This window comes from Vibrio sp. IB15, assembly GCF_016406055.1.
GTDB classification, from domain to species: Bacteria; Pseudomonadota; Gammaproteobacteria; order Enterobacterales; family Vibrionaceae; genus Vibrio; species Vibrio chagasii.
This window is the reverse complement of the sequence record NZ_JAEFCE010000018.1, coordinates 15785-41333: the sequence shown is the minus strand read 5'-3', so window position 1 is coordinate 41333 and position 25549 is coordinate 15785. Positions and strand designations below refer to the sequence as shown.

The window sequence follows — 25549 nt, the reverse complement described above, 5'->3', positions numbered from 1 at the left end:
TTAAGGAGAGGGCAACCTCTCCTTATTTTTCTATTTTTTATCTATATCGCTAGCAGGTTCCTCTATGCAGTCAGTTCAAGGTACAGATGCTATCCCAGCACCATCAAGCCTTCCAGGCAGTAAAAGCGTCTTCATCAAATGGGGGTTGCTTGGTAGCGTTGGCTTAATTAATGGCTACGCTACAATTCTAATGTATTCTCGCGGTGAGCTCGCTTTTGCGCTGCTTACAGTGATCTTAACGGCTTTAGCTCTTTACATTTTTGGTAGTAAGAAAACTTACGCCCACCGTTATATTTACCCGGGTATTGCCGGAATGATCTTGTTCATTCTTTTCCCATTGGCATACACCGTTGGGCTTGCGTTTACTAACTACAGCTCAAAAAACCAACTTTCTCTAGAACGTACTCAAACCGTTCTTTTAGACCGCTCTTTCCAAAGCGGCGAAAGCTACCCATTCACTTTGTACAAAACAGATAACGGCCATCAAATCGTGGTTAAAGATGGCGATCAACTGTTAGCGACTGAAGTATTTTCGTTAGGAGGCATGACAGCGACAGATATGGACCTATCGGCTATCGAGTCGACTCAAGGTGAAAAAGAGAAGATCAAAGCGATCATTCAAAACAGAGCTGCGATCAGTAGCGTAGACTTCCATTTGCCAAACGGCGATGACATCCGCATGAGCGGTTTACGTAAGTTTGCCTCTGTTGCTCCGCTTTACACACTACAAGAAGATGGTGAAACACTGGTTAACAACGAAACTGGTGATGTATTAAAGCCAAATATGGAAGTCGGTTTCTACCAACCTGTTGATGCAAACGGTGAGTTTACTGGTAACATTATTTCTCCTGGCTTCGTCGTTGGCATCGGTACGCACAACTTTGAACGTGTATGGAAAGATGACGGTATTAAAGAACCTTTCATCAGCATCTTCATTTGGACGGTTATTTTCTCTGTATGTACTGTGGCGTTCACACTGATTATCGGTCTTGTACTTGCAAACATCGTACAGTGGGAAGAGCTGAAAGGCCGTTCCGTTTACCGAGTTCTACTGATTCTGCCTTATGCAGTACCAGCGTTTATCTCGATTCTTATCTTTAAAGGTCTATTCAACCAGAGCTTTGGTGAGATCAACATGGTACTTGAGAATATCTTCGGTCTAAGCCCGAACTGGTTCTCTGACCCGATTCTTGCGAAAACCATGGTGTTGATTGTAAACACATGGCTAGGTTTCCCTTACATGATGATTCTGTGTATGGGTCTGCTTAAAGCGATTCCTGATGACCTATACGAAGCGTCAGCAATCGATGGTGCGAACTTCTTGGATAACTTCAAGCGTATCACGTTCCCATTGATGATTAAGCCGCTAACACCGCTACTGATTGCAGCGTTTGCCTTTAACTTCAACAACTTCGTAATGATTCAATTATTGACAAACGGTGGCCCGAACATGATTGGTACTTCTGAGCCAGCGGGTTACACAGACTTGCTTGTAAGCTACACCTACCGAATTGCATTCGAAGGCGGCGGCGGTCAAGACTTTGGTCTAGCAAGTGCTATCGCGACGCTTATCTTCCTATTGGTTGGTGCACTAGCGTTACTAAACCTTCGTTTCACTAAACTGTCTCAAGATTAAGGAGCACGACAATGGCTATGGTACAAGGTAAAGGCCTTAAATACCGAGTGTGGGCAACACATGCACTGTTGTGGTGCTTCCTGGCAATGATTATCTTCCCACTACTGATGATCATCGCGATCTCGTTCCGTGAAGGTAACTTCGCAACGGGTAGTTTGATTCCAGATAATCCATCGCTGGAGCACTGGAAACTTGCACTAGGCATCTCAGTAACAAACGCCGATGGTTCGGTAACAACACCACCATTCCCAGTACTGACTTGGTTGTGGAACTCTGTGAAAGTTGCGGGTATTACATCGATTCTGATTGTGGCACTGTCTACGACATCAGCTTACGCGTTTGCTCGTATGCGCTTTAAAGGTAAGAACACAATCCTGAAAGCGATGATGATTTTCCAAATGTTCCCTGCGGTATTGGCTCTTGTGGCAATTTACGCACTGTTCGACAAACTTGGACAATACGTACCGTTCTTAGGCTTGAATACGCACGGTGGTTTGATCTTCTCTTACTTAGGCGGTATCGCACTACACGTATGGACGATCAAAGGCTATTTTGAGACGATTGATAACTCTCTAGAAGAAGCGGCAGCACTAGACGGTGCAACGCCATGGCAAGCATTCAGACTGGTTCTACTTCCACTGTCTGTGCCAATTCTAGCTGTTGTGTTTATCCTATCTTTCATTGCGACAGTTGGTGAGGTTCCAGTAGCGTCTATCCTACTTACCGATGTGAACTCTTACACGCTAGCAGTAGGTATGCAGCAATACCTATATCCTCAGAACTACTTATGGGGTGACTTTGCGGCAGCGGCTGTACTTTCAGCGCTTCCTATCACTATCGTGTTCTTACTTGCTCAACGTTGGTTAGTTGGCGGTTTGACGGCAGGTGGTGTAAAAGGATAAGCTGTATCCTATAAGAAAGAAAAAGAGCGACCATTAGGTCGCTCTATATTGGCATTTTTATTACATCATTTGGTTTGGTCGCCGATCAGTAATAAAAATAACCCTCAGGTTACGCATAGCTGGCTACTAATCAGGTTCCTTACGCTATTAATGATTAGTGGTTTTTGTAACTCTAACCCAGGTATTTACTTGGGTTTTTTTATGCCTGCTGTTGTTAATCTTACCTTTGTGTCAGCTTTACTCGTTAACTGTCTACCCAGCGCGGTTGTTATGTTTACAACGGCTTAAGTATTCAAAGTTTCGAGTCACTTCTCTCCTAAACATTGACTGCATCATCTCGGTTACTTGAGGAAATGAACTAGTCTCACAAATCAGACATTCAGTATAAGGGGCTATTAGTCTATTGATATATTGCTAATATTCCATTGCGTGATACTTCAATGATTTGTATGCAACAACTATAGATATTGCATAAAAAAAGGACATAGACACAATTGTCCCTATTAGAGCTTTTGCTCGTTATTTCATGTGCTTATATAAGGTGTTTTGGGTATTAGTTTTGTGAAGTGTTTGGTTGAGTATTTAGTTAGAACTCTTTACTCGAAGGAGCGCATCCAAGGTGTTGCAGTAATACATAGATACTTTCTTGATCCAAGGCCACGCGACGAAACAGGTCCGCAAACGTCGAGTCACCGCCGAAACAGGTTTGGATGTAGTGGTTGATCTCATTACTGTCGTAGCCTTCGACGTACAAAGTTCTAACCCATTGGTACTCAACAGCCTTCAAATTGTTCAGTGTAGCTTCGCTAAGAGTGGGGCGTGTGACGCTCAAGTGTGGCTCCGGGAAATTTAATACATCCATTATGATTGGCGGTATTTAACCAGAGCAAAATGACGACTTTATTACAGTCAAAATAAATCATTGAGCTTAGGGCAATTCATTCTAAGTGTTGGCTGAGAATCACGTTCTATGGGCGTAACAGAGTGCTTTTGGGGCTTATTAGATAGGAAGGTAGGGTTAGACAAACGAATGCCAAGCGAGTGCCTGGCATTGAAACTATTTGGGCTGAAAAATAGCTGTTAAATGATAATGTAGGGCTAATGGTTAACCTTATTTCAGGTACTTCACGTGCGCTTCCATCTCTTCACCGATCTGCTTACGCATGTTCATAAGGCGAATAGCTGAATCTCTTAGTTCGATGTCTTCTGGTGTTTCTGGAATCCATTCTGGAACTTTAGTCGGGTTACCATTTTCATCCACTGCAACCATAATAACGATACAGTGAGTGGTTAGTCGGTTATTCAATTCTTTAGGATCGCTGGCTTGTACATCGATAGCAATATGCATAGAAGAGGAACCGGTATAGATGACTTTTGCACTTACTTCTACCAAGTTACCTACATGGATTGGGGCAACAAATCGGATACCACCAGCGTAGGCTGTAATGCAATATTTACCACTCCATCCTGCAGAGCAAGCATAGGCCGCTAAATCGATCCATTTCATTGCTGCGCCACCATGAACTTTACCACCAAAGTTCACATCCCCGGGTTCAGCTAAAAAACGCAGAGTAACGTCTCGTTTACCATCCTGTCGGCTATTGTTACTGCTCATGTGTCTTCCTTCATTATTATTTTATTGCATAACATGCGTGTTACTTGCTAATAACAATATACTTAAGACGACATAATTTAAAGCGGATAATCTCAAGGTTACGAGTATTTTTTCAAACGGATGACAAGCAGGTGAAGGTTGTTGTTTGTTGGGCTTATGAGGTAGTGGAATAGGCTCATGGAGTTCGATACTGAAAAAAACACCTAGCGCAGTGCTAGGTGTTTTTAAGCCGCTAGGTACTCATCGCGGTACCTTTATAATGTTAGCCAACTAACCGTTGTTTTATCTGGTTCGTTAAAGTAATTCTATCTTCATTACCACTAAAGTGGTAGTTAAAAGTCTTTATTGTTGAGCTCACTTTTACTGTTGTATGAAGTATAGATCCTTAGCGTAGATATTTCCTTTCGGATTGTTGTTTGGGAAGCCTTTGAGGGTATTTCGCACTAATCGAGTGTGATTGTAGTGATATAAAGGCATAACTGCTGCAGATTTGTTCAATAGCGATTCGGCATGCTGATATAAAGCAAAGCGATTAGCCTGATCTTCGGTCTTACTCGCTTGCTGTAAAAGCTCATCGAAGTTGGGGTTACAAAAACCACTTTCGTTTGCTGTGTGATTGCAAGTGAATGCTTCTAGAAGAGCAGAGGGTTCCGGGTAATCGCCAAATGCCCATGAACGAGCAAGTTGATAGTCTCCGGTTCCTTTTGCTGCTACGTATGCTTTCCATTCCATGTTTTGTAATTCAACGTTTACCCCGAGTGGCTTCCACATAGAGGCAATTGCTATGGCGATCTTTTTGTGGTTCTCGCTGGTGTTGTAGGTGAGTGTGAATTTCAGAGGGTTTGCTTCGTTGTACCCAGCGTCTTCAAGTAGTTGTTTCGCTTTGGCTTGGCGTTCGACACTATTTAATGCTTCAAATACTGATTTCGGCGCCGTGTAGTTAGGAATATTATTCGGGGTCACGCTGTAGGCTTCGGGTTCATCTTGCCCTGTTACCTTATCTACTAGTATCTCACGGTCTACGGCCATGCTTAGTGCTTGACGTACTCTGACATCATCAAATGGCGCCTGACGCGTGTTGAACGAGTAGACGTAAGAACCTAGCAAAGCTTGCGCTTTAATTTGCTCAGGGCTCTCTTTGACAAGTTTTTGGTAGTACTCAAGCTGCACGCGATTGGTCATATCAATCTCACCGGACTGATAACGAATAAGCTCGGCGTTTTGAGATGATAAACCTAGGTAGGTTACCTTATTAATAACCGTTGAATCGTTATCCCAATAGTTTGGGTTTCTCGTCACTTCGACGTATTCATTGGGAACCCATTTACTGAGAGTGTAAGCACCATTGGTCGTGATGTTTTCCGCACGAGTCCATTGATCTCCTTTCTCTTCAACCAATTTAGTGGAAGAGGGAAGAAGGTTTTAATACTCATTAAACTCATGAAGTAGGGAGTAGGTTTCGATAAAGAGATCTCTACCGTGCGCTCGTCCAGTGCTTTAATCCCCAACTCTGAGGGATCTTTGTCTCCAGATAGAATTTCACTGGCGTTGACGATATTTGCCGTCGAGAAAACAAAACCGGTGTTATTGCCCGTTTTAGGAGACACGGCACGTTGCCAACCAAACACAAAGTCTGCTGCGGTCACAGGATCACCATTTGACCACTTCAGACCATCTTTTAAAACGAATGTGACCGTCTTTCCCCCGTCGCTGAACCTCCAACTGTCAGCTTGTCCCGGAATTATTTGTCCATCGCTGTTCTCGATAACAAAGCCTTCAAACATATCGTTGACGATAATATCTCCTGGCATGCCTGAGTTGACGAAGCTAGGGTCTAGCGTATTTGGCTCTGCACCATTCCCACGAACAAAATGCTGTTCTTTGGCGAGTGAAGTGCTAGAGGGTACAGAAGCAGCAATAGCTGAAGTCGAAGAGAGAGCGATAAGCGATGAGATAAGCAGAGGTAGCTTTGGTTGAATCATTGTAATTCCTTTTACAACTTAAACAGTACTCAATGCATTAAACATGACTCGGACACAGGCTGCAATACAGCAAGTGTGCATTAACGGAATTTGAAAGCGGTGTGAACAAAACGAAAATGCCTGCGGAGTAACGCAGGCATTGTTAAGTGGAACTTGTTCGTGTGTAGGAAGCTTAAAGTATGGGAACTCTACTTAACTTTGTTGAGGTAGTGGCGCTTCCAGTCTTGGTTTTCTTTTTACTTGAGCAAGGATAACACCAGAAACGACCATGATACCGCCAATGATATGGAACTGGTTAATCTCTTCGCCTAACCATGTCGATGCCAATACAATCGCGACTACAGGCATTAAGTTCATGAACATCGCACTTGAATCAGCGCCAATCGTGTCAATCGCTTTGACCCACATCCAAGGTGCTAAAATAGAAGCCGCTACAGCTGCGTAAGCAATCAAAGGAATGGCTTGTTGTGAAGGTACTAGCTGATCGCTCGTTAGCCAAAGTGGAGCCAACATCGCGACCGCGAATATCCCTTGCATGTAGATGACAACCCAATTGCTTATCGGCATTTTCCAACGTTTTAGCAACACGCAGTAAGAAGCATACACACAAGCTGCGATTAACATGTAGCCATCGCCTTGCGTTAACTCTTGATGGATGAAGAATAGGGGATCGCCTTTACCAAGCATTAATGCTAAGCCTGATAGAGACAACACACCGCCCACAATACTCAAACTTGAAATCGACTTGTTAAGCAGTGGCACGCTAAGGAATACGCTGATCAATGGCACTAATGATGTAATCAAAGCCATGTTCGAAGCGGAAGTGGTTAAGCCTGCGTAGTAACCTAAAGATTGGTTCAACACCATGCCTAGAAAGCCAAGGAAAGCCAGCTTTGTTAAGTTAGGTTTAATGATTGGCCATTGTTTGATTACCGAGCGAATGCAAAAAGGAGTCAGAATTAACATCGCAATAAACCAACGGTAAAAACTCATCGCGCTTGGTTCGATGGTGCTTGCAGCGAGCTTGTTGACTATCGCATTGGCACCCCAGATACAGACTGTGAAAAAAGGTAAAAGATAATGCATGTGAATTCCATCGCAAAATGAGTTGATGCGGCTAGTTTGACAGGTCGTTATACTTACAGATATCTTTAAAAAGACATCAGGCGCGATAGGAAGACAAGTTTGAAAAAACACCCAAGAAACCTTCACCCATCCTTATCAATTGATAAGGCACCATCCAACGTATTTATGAATTTTGAAGCGTTCTTATCGAATACTGAAACGCGTGTCCACAGTCACCCTTGGGGACAGGTTCAGTTGATCAGTGGTGGGATTCTTGAAATGGAGGCAGAGGGAACTCGTTTCTTGGCACCGCCACATCTCGCAATTTGGGTGCCAGCAGGGGTTAGGCACTGCAGTTATAACCGTAAACCACTTGATTACTGCTCACTGAATATCGCCCCAGAGTTAACTCAGCACCTTCCAGAAAAGACCAGCCTTATTAAGATCACGCCGATAGTCTCTTCGATCATTGATGACTTTCGTCAGCGTGATATTAACGTTGCACAAACTGAACCAGATAAGAGATTGGTCCAGGTCTTATTGGATCAACTCGCAGAGCGTCAAGTTGAACACCACTTCCTACCGTCAACCGACAACAAATACCTTGCGCCTATTTTAGCGGCGATAGAAGAGAACCCAACGGATGAGATTTCGTTGAAAGATTGGGCGGAGAAAGTCCATGCTACCGAGCGCACTTTGTCGCGTCATTGCCAAAGTGAATTGGGTATGAGTTTTACTGAATGGCGATTGCGCGTTCGTTATTTATACTCAATGGATCTGCTAAGAAATGGGCAGTCGGTTAAAGAAGTTGCGCTTACGTTAGGCTACAACCAAGCCAGTCCTTTCATCAGTATGTTCAAGAAGTATTCAGGACAAACTCCCGAGCAGTATAAGAACCGTTTGTTGTAATAGGTTTAGTTAATTCCTTCGATTAACAGTGTGGAGGTTATGAATTTTATATCTAAACCATTGTTTTATTTGGCTAAACTCAATTGATTTTAGCTTGATTCTAGACCTGATTCTTTTATGGTTTTAATTTGGTTATATAAGCGTTTAGTTTTCTTTCGGTAATTCGGTGATGATTTATTTACCACTTGCTCAACGTATCGAGGAAAACCTTGAAGTTCCAAATCTCAATCATATCAGTGTTAGTTGCCACACTTACTGCATGCGGAGGTGGTGGCGGCGGTTCGACACCCCCGACTCAAAAGAAACAAACCGTAGTGCCTCAAATGTCGGTCACTCCCGCCAAAGGTAGCGTGGCTGATCCCAAAGATGATGCAGCAAAGAAATTCGCTAGCAGACCTGCTATGTATTCGGAAAATACCATTGGTAGCACTGATATCAAACAGTGCGAAAAGTCCCTGAACCTGTTCAACATTTATAGTATTGGTTGGGAAGATGAATTTAACAAGGGGCTATCGGCTAAGCAACGAAAAGATCTTAAAGACTTCCGTGGCATTTATCTCGCAGACGGTAGAGTAGAGAATATCGTTAACACCAAGCAAACGATCGAAGCAAAAGATTGGATAAGCTATTTTTACTATGATGCAAATTTTCAAGATTGCGAAGCTCGCCGCTACAAATCGTATGCTAAAGAAAGCAAAGTTGGCGAAGAAATTACTGAGCTTCGTTATAAGTACAGTGTTGACGCCGATGCTACTACAAACACACCTCAACAAAACATAAGTAACTACACCGCTTGGCAAACTGATTCTGCGAAAAACACAGTGATTGGTCTCGTGACCAACATTACAACGGGTAGTATTCAGCATAAACAACAACTGAAAAGCTTTAAATCTGATAGCGGGCGTTCTGTTGATAACGTCAGTTTCAGCAAGATGTTTAGAAACAGCTACTTTTTGGAGTCTTATGACAATGGGAAAGTTGAGTACCAAGTTGTGGGCGGTAAGGTGATTGATAGATATGGGAAGTCAAAATCGTCAGACCCTGATACATATTATGCCATTAACTTAATTTCTGCGTATTTCCCAGATGTAGGTACTCGAATTAACTGGTGTGTTCGAGGAAGCCAGCTGGTCTCAAATCAAGAGAAGCCAATCAGCGAAGCTCAATACAAACGCATTATTGGTGACGGTGACTTAGGTGCTGCGTATTGCGACCCATTTGATAAGAATATCGGCAAAGTTCGTTATTATGATACGAAAGGAAACAAAGTATTAGACAGCTCTGCTATCGCCAACGAGTTAAACAACAAGTTGGTACAAGGCACCGTTATTAAAGATAAGTTGGATCAACGCGTTAAAAACAAGAAGCTGTACTTAGGGAAAACACATAGTGAATATTTCCAGGATACTTCTCTGGTGAATCAAGTTGACCAGATTAAAGCTGACTTGACGCAGTAGGTTTACTGTCGCACTTTGCCCCACAACCTAATCAAATGAGTATTAGCCGAACGCAAATGAAGAATGCGTTCGGCTATTTTATTGCACCACCCATATTATTTTCAAAACAAACTAATTGCATATAAATTGTGTTTTGTAGAGTATGGGGGCACTCATCAATGGTGGGTGAATAACAACAATAACAAGGATAATAAAAACAATGAAAATGCGTTTAAATCTAAGCCTCTTGCTGATTTCGACGGCTCTTAGTCCAGTTGCGCTAGCTAATACTAGCTACCCTGATGGTTACTACCTTGAAGCTGAAGGGCTAAGCGGTAATGCCTTAAAAGATATGCTTGGTGTGATTGCTGCTCGCGGGCAAAAGCAACTCACTTACACTCAGGTGTGGTCTGCATTGAAAGACACCAACGAAGATCCGAATAATCCGAACAATGTGATTTTGTATTATAGCGGTCGTTCACAATCCAAAGACTTTACGTCATCAGGTAACAACGACAAGAATGCTTGGAACCGTGAACATCTTTGGCCAAAATCTTTTGGATTCAAGCGCAAAGATCAGTGGGGTTATACCGACATTCACCATCTTCAACCAACCGACGCAGAGATTAACTCTATCCGGTCGAACAAAGACTTTGATTTTGGTGGAGCGCCATTGAAAAAGTCGCCGCTTAACAAGACGGATTACGACAGCTTTGAACCTCGTGACGCAGTGAAAGGGGATACTGCTCGTTCGCTTTTTTACATGGCGGTGCGCTATGAAGGAAATAACGCGAAAATGCCGGACTTGTACTTAGTTGATGACACGTCGAGTTCTTCAGGGCAACCTAAGGTTGGAAAGCTGTGTACATTACTGCAATGGCATAACGCCGACCCTGTCGATGATTGGGAACGTAATCGCCATGAAAAAGCTGTTAAATGGCAAGGCAACCGCAACCCGTTCATTGATAATCCAAGCTGGGTAAATGACATATATGACAGCCGCTGTAATGGTTGATACATAAACTGAAGTCAATGCAATGAAGCCATCCTAGTGATGGCTTTTTATCTTGCGAACACTTTATTAGTGAGTGCTATTTGCAGTAGAGAACACTTAGTGTATCGATAAGCAACGTCGTTAAGCTTCAGCTAAGCTCTTTGTGTTTGTATTGAGTGATATGCAGGTTCTAGATAACGATTGAGTGATATCCAGGTGTTGGTACCAGTTATTGAAAACCAGTTCGAAGTCATTAAGAGTAATCCGACCAAACGTATGATTTCGATATTGCTCACAGAGGTTAAAAAGTCGCTGAGCATTATTGATTGGTGATCTAAAGCGAATCAAAGAGCTGTGAGCAGTGACCTGTTTGTATCGACTATCGAAAGTGACTCGTAGCCCTTCTTCTAATAACGCTTCACGTAACTTGTTTCGGAACTGTTCAAGTCCATTACCTATAGGAAAGCCTTGGAGGATGATACAGTTTTCAGAAGCACTTATGCCTTTATATTCAATCTCAATGGGTGCAATTGAACCTACAACTTTATTGAAAACCTCAATGTAGGATTGAGTATTAACCTGAGTAATTTCAAAGTTAGCAACGCATGAAATGATGGAAAGAATGGTTAAATGCAACTCCTCCCTAGGATGATAATATTGGTCGGGTTCGTGTATGTGTACTGCTTCTTGAAATCTCAATATTTCATCGAGAAGAGCATTATTGCCTTGTTTTAGATAGGCTAGAGCAGTGATCCCTCTTCGAGTGTCGTTGGGGAGATCTAATAGATGTGCATCTAGTTCATATTGGTCGGTTTCAGATGCAACTTTAAAGCGTTGCCACATCTTGTCATAAATCTCTTTGCTCACAGGCTTCCTTAGATACTTATTAAGACAAAAGGTGAGTACAGAACTTATTCTATTGAGATGCGTGGCTTAAAATGTATCCTCACTCAAATATTATGTTTAGCTGTTCCATTACTCGGTTGTGTGGGTTTAGGCTTCAACCGCTCCTATTTTCTTAGACATATTAAAACCAGTAATAGAGAAGCCCACTGCTTGGTAGAGTTTCAGTGCTCTTTCATTATGGTACGCAACTCTCAACTTTATTTGTTCAATACCATGCTCCTTAAGCTGCTGCTCTAATAGGCTCATAGCTTGCTTTCCATAGCCAGCACCTCGGTACAAATTAGATACGTAGAAGTCGTAGATGAAGGTAGAATTGTCTTCTGTATTAATGGAGTGCCAAAGGTAGCCGACAAGGCATGGTTGTCCACTTAACTGAGCTTCAATACAAAGAAGCGAATGCTCGTTTCCTTCAAGGCCATTCGGAAAGCAACGATGTAGATCTTTTTGAGCTAGCTCAACGGATCGCTCCATAGAGTGTCCATAGTTTTTCGCTATTTCACGGCTGTAATCGTCAATAAAATAGTCGCAGTAAGCGGGGTACTCTTCATGGCGCATTTCTCTAAGTTTAATCATGTATATCCTTGCGGTGTACTAAATAAAGTCGCGATCTCATGATTAAGATGCGATGTCTTAACTGTAGGTTAGCTCGAAAGGTAAACATGGTGTGCCTTGGTGATATTTAAGCTGCCAACCAGCCTCAGTCAAAACCCATATAGAGCAACGTTTGGCATAGTTACTCACATCACCAAGTTCACTTACCAAAGCAGTCTGATATTTTAGTAAGTGTACCGAAGGGCTTAGTAAAAGGCATTCGTAGTTTTGTGAGTGAATTTTTGAGGTGGAAGGTTCCTCTGCTCTCATCATTTTGACGATAGACATAAAGTCATAGCTATCGCCACTGCGACCGACTTCGGTAAAATCGGGATGGATTAAACGCCTAATATCATTATTTTTTTGTCGAACTTCATATTGATGAAGCTCGATTTCTTGCCGAATCAAAATTTCCAATTGAGCTCCCTAGCGTAGATTTCAAATTCCCCGTGATCATATTACGTATCATCCCTAGAAGCATTGCATAGAGTGCTTAGTGGGCTACGAGGCTTGTTTATAAGCGTTTTGCTATAGAGTGGTTCCATTTACTAACGACCAGTGGTGTGGCATTAATTCACGGATAGTTTTGAACACCAGCTTATTCTCTTTTGTTGAGATAGCTGCTTTAACGTCGCCTCCCCAATGAACCAGTCTTTCTTGGCAGACTCCACAAGGAGATAGCACCAAAAACTCACTACTCTCGTCTTCTCGACAGATACACAGAGAGTGCGTGACTTTTTCGTTCAATTTATGCGCTTCCAGAAAGGCGCCGACCTCCATACAAAGAGAAAGTGCATCATTTTTCGTATCGGGAGCAATACTGGTTAAAATTTTGCCTGTTTCCGTTCTTACAGCCGCAGCGCCACCCCAGCCTCGTGGATACCGTTTTTTAATCAGTTCAACGGCAGCGTGATATAACCCCTGTTCTTCTTGTTCCATAGTATCCTCTTCGAGCGGTCATTGTTTGTAGCTAGTTAACGATGACGACCGTTTCGCCAACTTGTCACCGATTCTCTGTCTCTTTTTACTAAGAATAAAAAATGCGTCGATAATGCCAAGCAATGGTGATAGCAAATTGCGAAAGAGTGATTGTGTTAAGCTACAACTTTCTCCTGTAACCGAATCTATAACCGAAATTCCCAGTAGTTTCTTGCCAATACTTTGACCTCTCGGTAAACCATCAGAAAGTAGGAAGTACGAAGCTGCTATCAAGCTCGCTGACCAACCTGTTATATCTTGAGATAAGCCGATTGAATTACCTAACGAAAGAAAAAGCATGAATATGATAGCACTAATTAAAGTATCGATGAGCTCCCCTACATAACGACGCCCTGGGCTTGCTAGCTTATGCGCTGTAATTACACTGTCACTATTGTTTTTCACTTTTTCCCTTTATATGAATTGGATATTTGAGTTGCTTGATAATGTCAGGTCCACCTAGCTATGTTTGAGTGCGCTGTGACCTCCTTGGACGGATACTCTCTAACATACAGGGGCAATTAATTTGGATGATGATCCTGAAAATCGTGATGGTGTTGCCTGTAAAGAATGAACCGCGTAGCCAAATATTAAGCTATTAGCTTTTGTTGTTTTTACTCTTGGTAATATATCTAAAACTTATACTTGTTAGTATTTATTAAACAGACGTCGATGCATGATCGCTTCACAAAACGGAATCTCACTATTGAATGGTTGCGTTTTTAGGTGCGCATTTACTTATTGACTTGGTTGTATTTAATTTTTTGATGTTGTAGTGAATATGACTTTACGCTGTGACAAGATCGTTCGATTTGAATAGGTGGCTGGTTAATTTATGTCTTTTTATTGTCATTGCTTTATGATTGCTCAGACACACCTAATACCCAGTCAACTCCATATAGCCTGTACCTGAGTGTGTTCCTTTAATTGAGATTGGACCCTCCCAATAGGGAACCGATAGTGACATTTTTGCTTTTGGGTTGAGTGCCGAGACTGTCAGTTCTATTTGCTGGCTTGGAATTGAAACCAGCCAATCTGTTGGATAATCGCGCCCATCAATTACTGTTTGTTTGGTTACAGTGAGAGTAATGTCTTGCTGTGAAATGGCAGTGCCAGAACCATTTTGCTGCATCAGCCTTGCGTGAGCATAGCTGGCTTCGCCTGTTGCTGAGTTTCGCAGTTGGAATACGACTAGGCTCGTTTCATCACTGAGTCTCAGTGCAAACCAATCCCAGCCTTGTTGTGAATCGAGTAAGAACTGCGAGCTCCACTCTCTATCTATCCAACCTTTGCCTGAAACCTGATGTGTCACGCCATCAATCGTCACGTCGCCTGATACATCGATGAATGGCTGGCTGTAGTAGTAGGATGCGACTTTTCCGTCACCGCTTTTGGTGCTGTAGCCTTGCTCTCCTTGTTTTTGGTAGGGAGCGTCGCTAGTCAGTGTTAACGAGTAGCCAAACTGCTCTGAGTTAGCATTCAATGTGGCAGGGAACAAGTCATCAGTAGAAGATGTCCATTGCCAATCATCAAGATAGACGCGAAATGGTGATGTGTTTACGCCTGCCAGTTCAGCTTGATCGCGCGACCATTTTTCATCGGCGTAGTGTTTGTCTTCGGTGGTAACGGCACTGTGTGCCATGTAGATCTGCTGGCTTTGCCATGCGGTTAACTTGTTTTGTTCGGCGCTGTTTTCTGGAGCTGCGGCAAAGCGGAACTGTGTCCATTGTACGCCTAGTGTGTTGCCGTCCTCATCGATGAGGTTGGCTGTTAGGTACCACCACTCATGACGGAAACTCGGGTGTGTTTGATGGTCTTCAGGGAAGGTGAGTTCAACGCCTTTAATGACGGGACTGAATTGATCACTCTGCTGTTCGCTGTTCCCGCCGAGTATTGATCCCATGTCTTGAGCGGAATTCGGATCGACCTTGTCACAACCCCATAGAGATAGCAGACCCAGTGAGAGAGCAGATAGTCTGATTAACTTACTTTTCAAGCCAATGTTCATTACAACACCTCACTTTGCAAACTAGACACCACAGGCTTACTGACCAAGCGCCATAGAGGAATGAGTGTTGCAATCACAGCCACAATAATTGTGATGAAGGAAATACTGAGCGTATCACTCCAATTCCACTGATAATTTAAGCTCCAACCGAAGGCGCGAAGGGTGACGATGTCTGTTAGTACGTAGCCAACCATCGCACCAAGTGGGATGGCGATAACCAAAGTAAAGGTCACAAGCACAACGATTTGCCCGAGAACCATCGCCATTAACTTTTTGCGGCTTATGCCAAGTGCATACAACCGTGCGATAGCGGCCTTACGAGCATCGAGCAGCATGAAACACGCACAGAACAGGCCAATGACGGCAACCATCAAGGTGACGCCATTTAGTGCGCGTGTAATGGCGAAGGTTTGTGAAAAGATATCTAAAGCGAGGGATTTGATCTGCGCTTGATCGTAGAGCTGACTTGGGTGCAAGTTCAATTGCTGGCGCAGCTGTTCGTAGACTTGTTGTTGGTCACCAGAGACTTTAACCCCTAGGCTAGTCGGCAAGTTAGTAAAACCGCTTTCAAGCCATAAATTAGGGGCAAGCAATACCTCGCCATTGGGTGAGCCGTAGTCGTGGAAAATCGCACCGACGACTAGTGACTTGTTTGGAATAGAGTCGAGCTTAAGTTTGCTGTTCAAAGACAAACCAAGCTTCACCGCCGTGGGTTCGCTTATCGCAACCAGTTCACCTTGGTGAAAGCGCTGCCAAAAGTTATCTAGCTGCGATTGGAATACCATGGTTTGCGCTAATGTATCTTTGTCTTTGGTACCGAGTAACGTGGGCAAACCTTGTAAGTTATCGTCGACATAATATTGCTTATAAACGGTTTCAACGTTCTCAAACTGCTCTAATGCTCGTTCTACGTTGGCGATTTCGCCTTGAGCCGGGCTCACGTAAATGTCGGCATGCAGCCGCTGTTCTAACCATTGCTTTAGAGTCGATTCAAAGCTGCCTACTAAGGTATTCATTCCCATATTAGCCGTTACAGCAAGCAGCAGCGCCATCATGGCAAGGGAAAGTGAAGATATGAGCTCTCGCAACTCAGCAAACAGGTACTGCATCAACCCCGACTGAGTGCGCTGTTCACTCCACTTTGCTAATACGCTGAGCGTTTTAGGCAGATACAAAGGAATAGATACCACTAATACACCAAGCCACGCCATGGTGAGGCGGTGATGTTCGCTAAGCCACAAGCCAGCTAATGCGATACCCGTGAGTGTTGTTCCAATAATAAACAGTTGGTTTTCGTTTGAAGCCTCTGGCGCTTGATAAAAGCCACCATGAGAGGAGAGCGGTTGGTGAATGCGTTGTTTAAAGTGCTGCCAGCAGGCAACAAGTGTGGCGGCTAAGGTGAGCAATAAGGCCTGAATTAACCATGACCACTGCCATGTGCCAGGCAGAAGTGTTGCTCCGTAAAGTTGCTCCAGCGTGATCGCCACGGTAGGATGGAGCCAGTGGCTTAATTGAATACCCAAAATGAAACCGAGTGCAGCTCCTAGGGTGACCAGAACGGTAAGCTCAATAAGCAAAGCTGAAAATACCATGCTTGGTGCCACACCGGCTTGCTGAATTTGAACCAGTAGTCGATTACGTTTCAGTAAACTGTATTTCACACCGTTATAAGCGATAAACAAACCTACCAAGAACGCGAGTAAGCTCATGGCAGTTAAGTTGAGGTGAAAGCTGTCGGTAATTGAGCCGAGATCGGTACTTTGGTTGTTAGTGATCCATTGCCCTTGTTCTGCGATGAGACTCTGCCAGTTATCTTGTGGTTGGTTCTCGACATTAAAAACGGCGATATAGCTCAGTTGACCTTGTTTGTTGAGCAGTTGTTGAGCGAATCCTATGTCCATCAGCATTCGACTCCCCAGTTGCCACTCATCAGGCAGCACAACCACTTGGGTAACGATGTCATCGAGGATCAGCGTTTCCACTTCGTCTAAGCTTTGATGCTGCGACTGGCTCATCATTACTATGGGCTTGCCTGCTAAGAGTTGAGGTAGGGGAAGTGCATTATCAAAAAGAGATATGCTTTGTTCGTTCCCTTCGGAGTAGCGAAATCTTGATGTGAGAGCGGCGATGAGCTCACTACCTTGGATTGACCAACGACGTCCTTGCTCGTCTCTCACACGCCCTTCAATCACAGGTAGTACCGCGCTGAGTCCGTTTTGTCTTAGCTTGAAGTAGAGCGACTCAGGTAGGTAGTTTTGTCCTGCTGGTGGAATGATTAGGTTCTGAGCCTGAGCGCTCAGTTGTTCGGTGGATTCTGCATAGCTGCGTTTGGCATTCAAGTTGATGGCTTGTACCGCGACAAACAAGGTGACCGCTAGCACAATGCCAATCAAGATCGCCGCGGCTTGCAATGGTGACTGACGATAGTGCGCCGCGAATAGGTTTAGCGTGAGTTTGGTGTGCGCAACCTTTAAGTGAGCAGGCGCGTTAGTAGCATTAGCCTTGAGCATGAGTCATCTCACTGGCTTGATTTTGGCCTATATGCTTGAGACTTCCATTGTCCAAGACCAGCTGCCTCTGCATAAAATCGGCGCATTCAGGGCTGTGCGTCACCAATAATACAGCGGTGTTGCCTTGTGTTGTGATCTCACTTAGTAATCTCATCACCTCCAACCCTGCTTTATGATCTAGGTTGCCTGTGGGCTCATCTGCAAGCAAAAGTTTAGGTTTATGAGCCAGCGCTCGAGCGATAGCGACACGCTGTTGTTGTCCACCAGATAGGGCTGATACGTGTCTATTAAGTAGTTTACTGATACCTAATGCTTCGACTAAGTAATCACACCAAGCTCCCCATTTCTGTTGGTTTAAATGCAATGGAAAGGCGATGTTTTGTTTTACGTTGAGTGGGGTGAGCAGGTTGAACTGCTGAAAAATAACGCCGAGCTTTTGGTGGCGGAAACGACTCCAGTGTTGGTCTTTCCAAGCTGAGGTATTTTCACCATCGAGCCATAACTCGCCTTCTGAAAGAGGTTCAAAGCCCGCAATTAGATTGAGTAGAGTACTCTTGCCACTGCCGCTTGACCCAGTCAAAGCAACGCTGACACCAGTCCCTAGATTGAAGTCGATATTGTCCAGTACTTGATGGCTCTCTTTGCCATCAATAAAGCTCTTACTGGCCTGTTGCAGTGTGACAACTGGGCTTTCCATTTCCTCTCCTTGTAATCAAAAAGCGATTGCCAAAGGTGTTATGTGTTGGCGATTAATCTCACGATAGACTCTCTCAAACTGTAGACGACAATTTCAGAGATTAGAGCGATTTATATCGAATTATTAGTAACTTGTACTTGATTGTTGAAGGAATGGATCAGTTGGTAGCTGGATAAGTACCCCCTAAATAGGTTGTTATTCTCTAGGCTCGGTTAGGGTACTCGGGGTTTCTCGCGTTGATTGGCACCTTCTAAGATTATTTATTAATAACTATATTTTTAATTTATTGTTATGTTATAACATAATCGAAAGTTATTTTTTGATACTCGGTGGGGAAATTGAATAAACCTGTATTGTCAGTGAAGGGGCTCTGCGCCAATGGTTTAGCAAACTGGAGGGCGGTCTCGGATGTGACATTTGACGTGAATGATGGGGAGTGTATTGCCATCATTGGGCCGAATGGAAGTGGAAAGTCTAGCTTACTAAAAGGAATTACAGGCGAGTACAAAGCCGTTGCCGGTGAGATGTTGTTGTCTGGTATCGAACTTGAAAGTCTAGCAAGGCAGCAGGTAGCGAAAAAGGTCGCGGTGGTTACGCAACATGAGCATGTGGATCCCCGTTTGAGTGTCTCTGAATACGTTGGCTTGGGGCGTACGCCGCACACTTTCTGCTGCAGTGCGAAAGAGCACAAGCGAGCAGTCAAACAGGCAATGGAAGATGTTGGGCTATTGCATAAAAGCCAACATAGCTTTGGTGAGTTATCGGGTGGTGAACAACAACGTGCAAGTATTGCACGAGCATTTGCACAAGAGCCTAGGCTTTTATTGCTAGACGAGCCGACTAACCACCTTGATCCTCTGGCTCGTCTTGAACTTCTGAGCCTTATTAAACAACGCGGCATTGCATCAGTTGTTGTGCTGCATGATCTGCCCTTAGTCGCCCCATTTGCCGATAAAGTTCTTCTGATGTCTGGCCAAAAAATGGTCACATTTGCATCGCCAGATACGGTCATTCAAGACCGCTATATGGTGCCCGTTTTTGGATTGCGCGTTTTGTCGTTCAATCACCCCAATATGTGCAGCACCATCCATCACTTTGAAGCTGCATCCAATCACTCTAATTTATCTCTAATAGGAGCAGCCCAATGAAGTGGCCTGTAATTTCTAGCCTTTTGTGTCTTTTACCTTTATCTATTGCCCATGCAACAAGCACTCAATACCCCGTTACGGTAGATAATTGCGGAAGCCCACTAACGATTAAGAAGCACCCTTCGCGTGCGGTCGTGCATGACATAAACATGGCTGATATGGCATTTGCTCTTGGCCTTCAGGAGGATTTGGTGGGTGTGACGGGCATTACTGGTTGGTACAAGATGTCTGGTTCATTCAAACAACGTTTAGGCGATATTCCAGAGCTTTCCCCTAAGTACCCGTCATTAGAAACATTGATTGCCTTGGATGCCGATTTCTTTTTTGCTGGCTGGAATTACGGGATGAAAGTAGGGGGAGAAGTGACGCCTCAAACACTGAAACCCTATGGAATCGAAACCTTAGTGTTGTCGGAAAGCTGTATTCATACTCAGAGCCAAAAGCAAGGCGCTACCATGGACCTGCTTTATGATGATATGGAAAAGCTAGGCGTTATTTTCGATAAACAGTCAGAGGCCGAAGCTTTAGTGAACAGTTGGAAAGAGAGAATTGCAAAAGTCGCTGAACAACAAAAAGCGTCAGGAAAACCTAGTCCCAAAGTCTTTCTGTTTGATTCCGGTGAAGACAAGCCTTTTACTTCAGGTAAGTACGGAATACCTAATGCAATGATTGAAGCAGCCGGTGGACAAAATATTACAGGTGATATGGAAGCAAGCTGGGCACGAACTTCTTGGGAAAATGTGGCTAGCGCCAACCCGGATGTCATCATTCTTCTCGACTACCAAACTGCAAGTGGCGCCGGTTCGTTGCAACGTTTTCTAGAAGCTCATCCGTTAATGAAATACACCAATGCGGTGACTGCTGGTCGCTATGTCAAATTGCGTTATGAGCAGCTAACTCCTGGGCCAGCCAATATAGATGCTATTGAGAAACTTGCAGCCGCGTTTGTTTCTGAATAGCAGGCAAGGTTATTATCGAAAAGAGTAGTAGTCTTTTGATTTTATTTGATAAATATCGAGCAGTTTGGTTGATGGGTATCGGCGCAATGCTGCTCGCCTTTATGATGAGCTTACAATTTGGCTCTGTCCCTCTTTCTTTTAAAGAGGTGATGGTTGGATTGATCTCTTTTAATGATCCAAGCCCTGATATGACAAGCAGAATACTGTTCGACCTTAGGTTACCTAGGGCGTTATTAGCTGTTATTGCTGGTGCGGGGCTGGCGATGGTAGGAGCCTTACTCCAGACGTCGACACGCAATGACTTAGCGGATCCATTTCTGTTTGGCTTGTCATCAGGTGCGTCTGCTGGTGCAGTATTGGTGATCACTCAATTGGGTGATGCCTTGGGCATTTGGTCATTGCCGGTGGCGGCGTTCTCAGGAGGTATTGTTTCAGCCACAGCAGTTTTGATTCTGTTCTCTATGCAGAAGAAAAAGGGTAACGACAACCTGATCTTGTGTGGTTTGGCGATTTCATTCTTATTTGGAGCAATCACCAGCTTTTTAATCTATTCCGGCGATCAAAGAGCGGCGAGCTCAATTTTGTTCTGGACGATGGGAGGTCTTGGGCTTGCTCGTTGGGATAACTTGATTTTTGCGCTGGTGGGTGTGCTGTGTCTGGTTGCCTTAGTGGTTAAGCGTTATCGCGAACTCGACACTTTATTAGTGAGTGAGCAAACGACTAGCTCATTGGGCATCAACGTTCATCGCCTACAAAGTGAGATTTTTCTCTGCTGTGCGTTTTGCACCGCATCGATCGTGGCAATGACAGGCGTGGTTGGCTTCATTGGTTTGATGGTCCCTCATCTTGTTCGACCGTTTTCTGGGGTAACCCATAAACGAGCCATTCCTTTGATCGCACTTTGGGGGGCGGTGCTTTTGCTTTTTGGGGATGTGGTAAGTAGGACGATATTGGCACCACAAGAACTTCCTGTCGGGATTGTAACTGCGGCGTTGGGTGGGTTGTTTGTTTTGTATCTTGTCTGGCGCAAGTAGCTTGTTGGTTTAATCTGGAAAATTCACTAACCATAGAGCCTATGGAATTCTAACCACTATTTTCACACTGGCACTTTCGACCATCACTCTGGTGGTTGAAAGTGCATTCCTAAATCTCTTCAACTTAAGCAGGCAGCAAGATGATCTTGCCATCTAATCGTGTAGTTTTTGATTCAATAAGATCAATGGCTGTCTGAATTTGTTCGAGAGGAAAATAACGGTCGACTTCGAGTTGAATCTCGCTCTCGATGAAGTGATCGAGCATGGACTCGAATTTGTCACGGCGTACTTTTTTACCTTCAGCTTCTTCCCAATACCTCAAGAAGAAGGTGCTGAAATCGATAGCGTGATCTTTTGCGTATTCGAAGAAGCGTGGCTCATAAAAATCCAGAGACAGCGTGCCATAGTTGATACAGCGCCCTTGTCTGCCCAGTGTATGAATGAGATCTGTTCCGGGTGACCCGCCAATCGCATCAAAAGCAACAGTTGGTTGAGGTAGGCCAAGTTGCCTGATTTGTGCAACCAAGTCATTTTTGGTATCCAACACATGCTTTGAAGTCGTAAGAGCGCGTTTGGGTTGTGACGTTACAACAATGGTTTGAAAGCCAAGCGATTGTGATAGTTGGGAGAAAATTTTACCAATGGCTGAACTGCCAGCGTTGATGATTAATACATCTTCTTGGGTCAACTTTGCTACTTCAGTTGTCAGTATCCATGCGGTGAGTGCATTAATGTACAACTGACACGCGTATCCGTTATCTAGATGTTGAGGCAGGTGGAAAAGATTGTCAGGTGAAACATCGACGTATTTCTGCCATGTTCCACTTGTTGCCACGAGCACTCGCTGGCCCACAGTAAACTCAGAGTGGCTAGACTCTACAACCGTACCTACTGCTTCAAACCCTGGCACTCTGGGCGGCTGGTGGCTGTGTTTGTATTGCCCAACACCGTAAATCGACAATAGGTCACTAGGGTTGATGTTGGTCGCTTCAATTTGTACTCGAACCTTATCTATATCGAGTGCCCCTAAAGTGACATGCTCGATCTTGAGAGATTCTTTCGGCTGCCCGAATCGGAATTGGCTAATTCGGGTGTTTCTTTTGGTATCTGTCATGAGTCGATTACTTAAGTTGGGTTAAGTGAACGTATTCGCTTTCTAGATAGCGCGTTCACAAGCAGTCTGGTGTTGGCAATAGGATATGCATTGGTGGGAACTGGTAAGTTATGCCCATCAATGCTGTTTCATAATGCCAGACTGGTGCTGTTCAACCAAGTAACTCATTTTCGTGTCACTGATTTTGAGACTATATGTCGGATCCTTGTGCTGACTTTGTTTTGTTGTTTGACGCTTGTGTGGCTGTCTTTGTAGTACTTATTGCATTGACTGTAGTTGCCGTAGCCGCAAAGTGTTTATCGCTAAGCGTTACTGTCATCGATTCATGTTTTACGGTTGTAGCTTCGGCTTGAGAGTGAGCGCCGTTTGTTGTTTCTGCCAGTGTCATCATTGACGTTGTCGCAAGGATCGTGGCTAGAGTGATTTGAACAAATGTTTTCATAGATTGTTTTCCTATTGGCTAAAGTTATATGTGGATAGCTGATAGGCGCACTATAAAAGTTATGGGAAGGTGGTTCTTATCATTTTACGCCATCGTATGATTTTTAGACGGCGTAAAGGTTTGGAGAGAGTAACTGAAAAGTGGGCATAAACCTTACTGTTTATTGCCACGCAGCTCTTTATTAGCACATAACTCTTGATTACCACGAAGCTTTCTATTGCAACAATAGCCTCTATTGCCACATCACAAGGATTGCAGCGACGGAAAGCAATATCAGCGCAAGGATGTCTTTGCGGGCAATGCTCTGCCCTAACCAGAAGTAGGAGATTAATACCATAAAGACCACTTCGACTTGGCCTAATGTTTTCACGTATGGCACGGCTTGAAGAGACATCGCGCTAAACCAGCCAAGAGAACCAATCACACTCGCTAAACTTGTCATCACAACCAGTTTTGATTTTTTGAATATCAGGCGTAATGTATCTGGCTCTTTAATCAGGAGAAACGTGCAGATAATTAATGTCTGTAGGCTAATGACCAAAAACAGCACCCAAGCAGCGCTATGAGGGAAGGGCTGTCCAATACTTAGGCTCGCTTCACGTACCCAAAGCGAGGTCAAGGCAAAGGCGGTGCTACATGCCATACCCAAGCAAAAGACTTTAGGAGAGAGGCTTCGCCAATCAGAAGCGCTACTCATGATGAGCACGCCCAATGTGCCGATCAATACGCCTATCCAACCTGTAACAGTCAACGCCGTACCAAAAAACAACACGGAAAGTACAGCAGAAACAGGAGCTTCACATTTGGCAAGCCCTGCACCTATGGCGTAGTTTTCGAGCTTAAATAGCATCACCATCAAGCCGGTCGCGAGGATCTGCATGATTGCTGCGGCAACGATATAGAAAATAAACTCACTGGAAAAATTGGGCGCGGAGACTGGCTGCCATTGATACAAAGCGTAGAGGTAGAGCAGTGCGATCGGACCTGCCCATATAAATCTTGCTAGCGTCACACCTGCCACGCTCATGGTGCCACTTAATTTGCTTTGAAAGGCATTACGCCAAGATTGGCTAAAGGCAGCAAGCAGGGTAAAGGCGATCCAACTAAAAGACATTGCGCTTCCGTGTGTGAGGTAATTTAATGATTATGTTAACAAAAAATTACCTGCTGAGAAGTGAAAGCGGTCTTTTTATGAGCAGAGCTTCACCTTTGCCCCGATTTGGCATGGCACTGAAATTTAAAAGATCGGTGCCTTCTTGTTTTTGAAGTAGAACCACCCGCTGATTATTACGAACAGAAAGGCGAAGTAATAGCAGAACGAAGATAGCGACGCCAAGAACGCGAGGTTTTGCTCTATCTCTTGCTCGGAGTAATTGTTAGAAACCAATTTGTAGTAGTAAGCATACAAAATACCGATCAGCCCATAACCGAGGTTAAACATCAAACCTTTGAAGCTAAGAACGGTGGCGCGGTTATGCGACTCGGTCTTTTTGTTCAGGTGGTAACTGATAAAAATGTTCATCGTCATGATGATAAAGATAAGCACCAGTGCAGGAATTACCCCATAGATTGACCAACCCAAACTGATCCAATAGTAGGTAGCGATACTTGCTAAGCCCATGACGATAATAAAGGTTTTCGGCTCGATACTTTCTGCCAGTCTGCGGCTTTGGCCTGCCAAAATGATTTTTAATAGACTGATTCCCGCGCCAATAAAACCGAAGTAAATAATTGGAATATCGATGGCAAGATAGTATTGGCTGTTCATAGTGAGGAACATGCGCGATGTGTGTTCGAACAGGCTGTAGTAGAGCAGTATGAAAAGCACGTAGGGCGTAGCGAGCACCCACTTACCTGTATCAGCGGTTAACTTGAGGCTGGCGATGGTCGTGGCTAACTTCGTTTGACCATTCGGCATCACTCTCTTTTCTTCACGCATGTTTACTGCAGCATAAATCGCGAGTAGCGCGACCAATAGCGTGGCAAGTACAGGAATACGCATCAGGTCTTTGGTGCTTTCAGGCTCGGCTAATCCAAGGAAATGAAAGATGTTCGCCATGAAATTCACGTCGTACATCGCCGCACCGATCAAGGTGACAAAGATGCCGACGCTTGAGGCGATACGAAGCTGGATCTGTAACACACGAGGCCATAGCTCCTCATTGCCTTGTTCTTTTAAAGTGTCATACGCCAGTGCTTCATCAGCACCGCTTGCTAATGCCATGGCTAACCCGCTGAGTATCCGGTTGACCAAAAAGACCATGAACACTAAGTTTGGATTTTCAGTCGGTACTAAGGCTATCATGGCGATTTCAACAAACATCACAAGGGACGAGAGCACCACTAGCTTCTTACGACCCAAGGTGTCGGCAAATGCTCCAGATGGGACTTCAGCAAGTACGATGGTCGCCGCCCACACTACGTTAAGCATGGCAAATTGCGAAAGGGTTAGGCCGTAATCTAAGTAGAGTAGAGTGAATACTGGGTAATAAAAACGCGCAAAGTAGCTGCTTCGAAACATTAGGAAGTAGCGAACATTGGGAATTTTTAGGATTTCTTTGAGCGTCATGATGAATTAGTCGATTAAATAACACATTATTATGTATAACTCTTTTCTCCTTTT

General features: G+C 44.1%; 23 protein-coding genes and 1 pseudogene. 8 read left to right on the top strand and 16 right to left on the bottom strand.

Going from position 1 to position 25549, the window contains the following annotated elements; genetic code table 11:
* Positions 1-64 precede the first annotated feature (64 nt).
* The gene (gene malF / locus JC606_RS09090; protein WP_198778457.1) at positions 65-1636 is read left to right on the top strand and encodes a maltose ABC transporter permease MalF; all 1572 of its coding nucleotides are present in this window, start codon (positions 65-67) and stop codon (positions 1634-1636) included.
* 11 nt (positions 1637-1647) lie between these two features.
* A complete protein-coding gene (gene malG, locus JC606_RS09085) occupies positions 1648-2538 on the top strand; it encodes a maltose ABC transporter permease MalG (protein ID WP_063525338.1) in 891 nt (296 codons plus the stop codon).
* A 586-nt stretch (positions 2539-3124) separates the two neighbouring features.
* On the opposite strand, the gene JC606_RS09080 is transcribed toward malG, so the two are convergent.
* From JC606_RS09080 to JC606_RS09065, 4 genes and pseudogenes are all read right to left on the bottom strand, one after another.
* Positions 3125-3370: a hypothetical protein gene (locus JC606_RS09080; protein ID WP_032498029.1), complete on the bottom strand. Its 246-nt coding sequence runs from the start codon at positions 3368-3370 to the stop codon at positions 3125-3127.
* 279 nt (positions 3371-3649) lie between these two features.
* Positions 3650-4153 carry an acyl-CoA thioesterase gene (locus JC606_RS09075; RefSeq protein WP_004737700.1) on the bottom strand — a complete coding sequence of 168 codons (504 nt, stop codon included), beginning with the start codon at positions 4151-4153 and terminating at the stop codon, positions 3650-3652.
* Positions 4154-4513: 360 nt separating this feature from the next.
* A pseudogene (locus JC606_RS23600) lies at positions 4514-6135 on the bottom strand (peptide ABC transporter substrate-binding protein).
* A 192-nt stretch (positions 6136-6327) separates the two neighbouring features.
* On the bottom strand, positions 6328-7221 hold the full coding sequence (locus JC606_RS09065) for a DMT family transporter (RefSeq protein ID WP_102350028.1): 894 nt from the start codon (positions 7219-7221) through the stop codon (positions 6328-6330).
* A gap of 99 nt (positions 7222-7320) precedes the next feature.
* Between JC606_RS09065 and JC606_RS09060 the strand changes: the two genes are divergently transcribed.
* The 3 genes from JC606_RS09060 (at position 7321) to JC606_RS09050 (ending at position 10560) form a co-directional block, all read left to right on the top strand.
* On the top strand, positions 7321-8109 hold the full coding sequence (locus tag JC606_RS09060) for an AraC family transcriptional regulator (protein WP_004737696.1): 789 nt from the start codon (positions 7321-7323) through the stop codon (positions 8107-8109).
* A 209-nt stretch (positions 8110-8318) separates the two neighbouring features.
* A complete protein-coding gene (locus JC606_RS09055) occupies positions 8319-9566 on the top strand; it encodes a hypothetical protein (RefSeq protein WP_198778456.1) in 1248 nt (415 codons plus the stop codon).
* A gap of 199 nt (positions 9567-9765) precedes the next feature.
* The gene (locus tag JC606_RS09050; protein WP_128165012.1) at positions 9766-10560 is read left to right on the top strand and encodes an endonuclease I family protein; all 795 of its coding nucleotides are present in this window, start codon (positions 9766-9768) and stop codon (positions 10558-10560) included.
* A 120-nt stretch (positions 10561-10680) separates the two neighbouring features.
* Here the strand turns inward: JC606_RS09050 and JC606_RS09045 are convergent, their stop codons facing one another.
* The 8 genes from JC606_RS09045 to JC606_RS09010 form a co-directional block, all read right to left on the bottom strand.
* A complete protein-coding gene (locus JC606_RS09045; protein WP_017104905.1) occupies positions 10681-11406 on the bottom strand; it encodes a 2'-5' RNA ligase family protein in 726 nt (241 codons plus the stop codon).
* Positions 11407-11532: 126 nt separating this feature from the next.
* A complete protein-coding gene (locus tag JC606_RS09040) occupies positions 11533-12018 on the bottom strand; it encodes a GNAT family N-acetyltransferase (RefSeq protein ID WP_198778455.1) in 486 nt (161 codons plus the stop codon).
* 57 nt (positions 12019-12075) lie between these two features.
* Positions 12076-12453: a nuclear transport factor 2 family protein gene (locus tag JC606_RS09035; RefSeq protein WP_198778454.1), complete on the bottom strand. Its 378-nt coding sequence runs from the start codon at positions 12451-12453 to the stop codon at positions 12076-12078.
* A 111-nt stretch (positions 12454-12564) separates the two neighbouring features.
* The gene (locus JC606_RS09030) at positions 12565-12975 is read right to left on the bottom strand and encodes a cytidine deaminase (protein WP_017107807.1); all 411 of its coding nucleotides are present in this window, start codon (positions 12973-12975) and stop codon (positions 12565-12567) included.
* A gap of 18 nt (positions 12976-12993) precedes the next feature.
* Complete coding sequence (locus tag JC606_RS09025) at positions 12994-13419, bottom strand: RDD family protein (protein WP_198778453.1); 426 nt, start codon at positions 13417-13419, stop codon at positions 12994-12996.
* A gap of 472 nt (positions 13420-13891) precedes the next feature.
* Positions 13892-15022 (bottom strand): lipocalin-like domain-containing protein, encoded by a 1131-nt coding sequence (locus tag JC606_RS09020; protein WP_198778452.1) that lies wholly within the window; start codon positions 15020-15022, stop codon positions 13892-13894.
* Positions 15022-17532 (bottom strand): ABC transporter permease, encoded by a 2511-nt coding sequence (locus JC606_RS09015; RefSeq protein WP_137406250.1) that lies wholly within the window; start codon positions 17530-17532, stop codon positions 15022-15024. Before JC606_RS09015 ends, JC606_RS09020 begins: the two co-directional genes overlap by 1 nt.
* Complete coding sequence (locus JC606_RS09010; protein ID WP_137406251.1) at positions 17519-18229, bottom strand: ABC transporter ATP-binding protein; 711 nt, start codon at positions 18227-18229, stop codon at positions 17519-17521. The genes JC606_RS09015 and JC606_RS09010 overlap by 14 nt, the downstream gene beginning before the upstream one ends.
* 353 nt (positions 18230-18582) lie before the next feature.
* On the opposite strand from JC606_RS09010, the gene JC606_RS09005 reads away from it, so the two are divergent.
* From JC606_RS09005 to JC606_RS08995, 3 genes are all read left to right on the top strand, one after another.
* On the top strand, positions 18583-19377 hold the full coding sequence (locus tag JC606_RS09005; RefSeq protein WP_029225988.1) for an ABC transporter ATP-binding protein: 795 nt from the start codon (positions 18583-18585) through the stop codon (positions 19375-19377).
* A complete protein-coding gene (locus tag JC606_RS09000) occupies positions 19374-20336 on the top strand; it encodes an ABC transporter substrate-binding protein (protein WP_198778451.1) in 963 nt (320 codons plus the stop codon). The genes JC606_RS09005 and JC606_RS09000 overlap by 4 nt, the downstream gene beginning before the upstream one ends.
* Before the next feature lie 86 nt (positions 20337-20422).
* Positions 20423-21370, top strand: coding sequence for a FecCD family ABC transporter permease (locus tag JC606_RS08995; protein ID WP_102425656.1), 948 nt, complete (start codon positions 20423-20425; stop codon positions 21368-21370).
* Positions 21371-21494: 124 nt separating this feature from the next.
* On the opposite strand, the gene JC606_RS08990 is transcribed toward JC606_RS08995, so the two are convergent.
* From JC606_RS08990 to JC606_RS08975, 4 genes are all read right to left on the bottom strand, one after another.
* Positions 21495-22484: a zinc-dependent alcohol dehydrogenase family protein gene (locus JC606_RS08990; protein WP_198778450.1), complete on the bottom strand. Its 990-nt coding sequence runs from the start codon at positions 22482-22484 to the stop codon at positions 21495-21497.
* Between the two features lie 190 nt (positions 22485-22674).
* A complete protein-coding gene (locus JC606_RS08985; RefSeq protein WP_198778449.1) occupies positions 22675-22926 on the bottom strand; it encodes a hypothetical protein in 252 nt (83 codons plus the stop codon).
* A 232-nt stretch (positions 22927-23158) separates the two neighbouring features.
* Entirely contained in the window at positions 23159-24040 is an 882-nt protein-coding gene (locus JC606_RS08980; RefSeq protein ID WP_198778448.1) for a DMT family transporter, read from the bottom strand.
* Positions 24041-24163: 123 nt separating this feature from the next.
* Positions 24164-25495: an MFS transporter gene (locus JC606_RS08975; RefSeq protein ID WP_137406256.1), complete on the bottom strand. Its 1332-nt coding sequence runs from the start codon at positions 25493-25495 to the stop codon at positions 24164-24166.
* Positions 25496-25549 lie beyond the last annotated feature (54 nt).

Coding starts and splice junctions, on each gene's coding strand:
- malF (WP_198778457.1), top strand. CDS start 65: ATGCAGTCAGTTCAAGGTACAGATGCTATCCCAGCACCATCAAGCCTT.
- malG (WP_063525338.1), top strand. CDS start 1,648: ATGGCTATGGTACAAGGTAAAGGCCTTAAATACCGAGTGTGGGCAACA.
- JC606_RS09075 (WP_004737700.1), bottom strand. CDS start 4,153: ATGAGCAGTAACAATAGCCGACAGGATGGTAAACGAGACGTTACTCTG.
- JC606_RS09065 (WP_102350028.1), bottom strand. CDS start 7,221: ATGCATTATCTTTTACCTTTTTTCACAGTCTGTATCTGGGGTGCCAAT.
- JC606_RS09050 (WP_128165012.1), top strand. CDS start 9,766: ATGAAAATGCGTTTAAATCTAAGCCTCTTGCTGATTTCGACGGCTCTT.
- JC606_RS09040 (WP_198778455.1), bottom strand. CDS start 12,018: ATGATTAAACTTAGAGAAATGCGCCATGAAGAGTACCCCGCTTACTGC.
- JC606_RS09030 (WP_017107807.1), bottom strand. CDS start 12,975: ATGGAACAAGAAGAACAGGGGTTATATCACGCTGCCGTTGAACTGATT.
- JC606_RS09020 (WP_198778452.1), bottom strand. CDS start 15,022: ATGAACATTGGCTTGAAAAGTAAGTTAATCAGACTATCTGCTCTCTCA.
- JC606_RS09015 (WP_137406250.1), bottom strand. CDS start 17,532: ATGCTCAAGGCTAATGCTACTAACGCGCCTGCTCACTTAAAGGTTGCG.
- JC606_RS09010 (WP_137406251.1), bottom strand. CDS start 18,229: ATGGAAAGCCCAGTTGTCACACTGCAACAGGCCAGTAAGAGCTTTATT.
- JC606_RS09000 (WP_198778451.1), top strand. CDS start 19,374: ATGAAGTGGCCTGTAATTTCTAGCCTTTTGTGTCTTTTACCTTTATCT.
- JC606_RS08995 (WP_102425656.1), top strand. CDS start 20,423: ATGCTGCTCGCCTTTATGATGAGCTTACAATTTGGCTCTGTCCCTCTT.
- JC606_RS08990 (WP_198778450.1), bottom strand. CDS start 22,484: ATGACAGATACCAAAAGAAACACCCGAATTAGCCAATTCCGATTCGGG.
- JC606_RS08985 (WP_198778449.1), bottom strand. CDS start 22,926: ATGAAAACATTTGTTCAAATCACTCTAGCCACGATCCTTGCGACAACG.
- JC606_RS08980 (WP_198778448.1), bottom strand. CDS start 24,040: ATGTCTTTTAGTTGGATCGCCTTTACCCTGCTTGCTGCCTTTAGCCAA.
- JC606_RS08975 (WP_137406256.1), bottom strand. CDS start 25,495: ATGACGCTCAAAGAAATCCTAAAAATTCCCAATGTTCGCTACTTCCTA.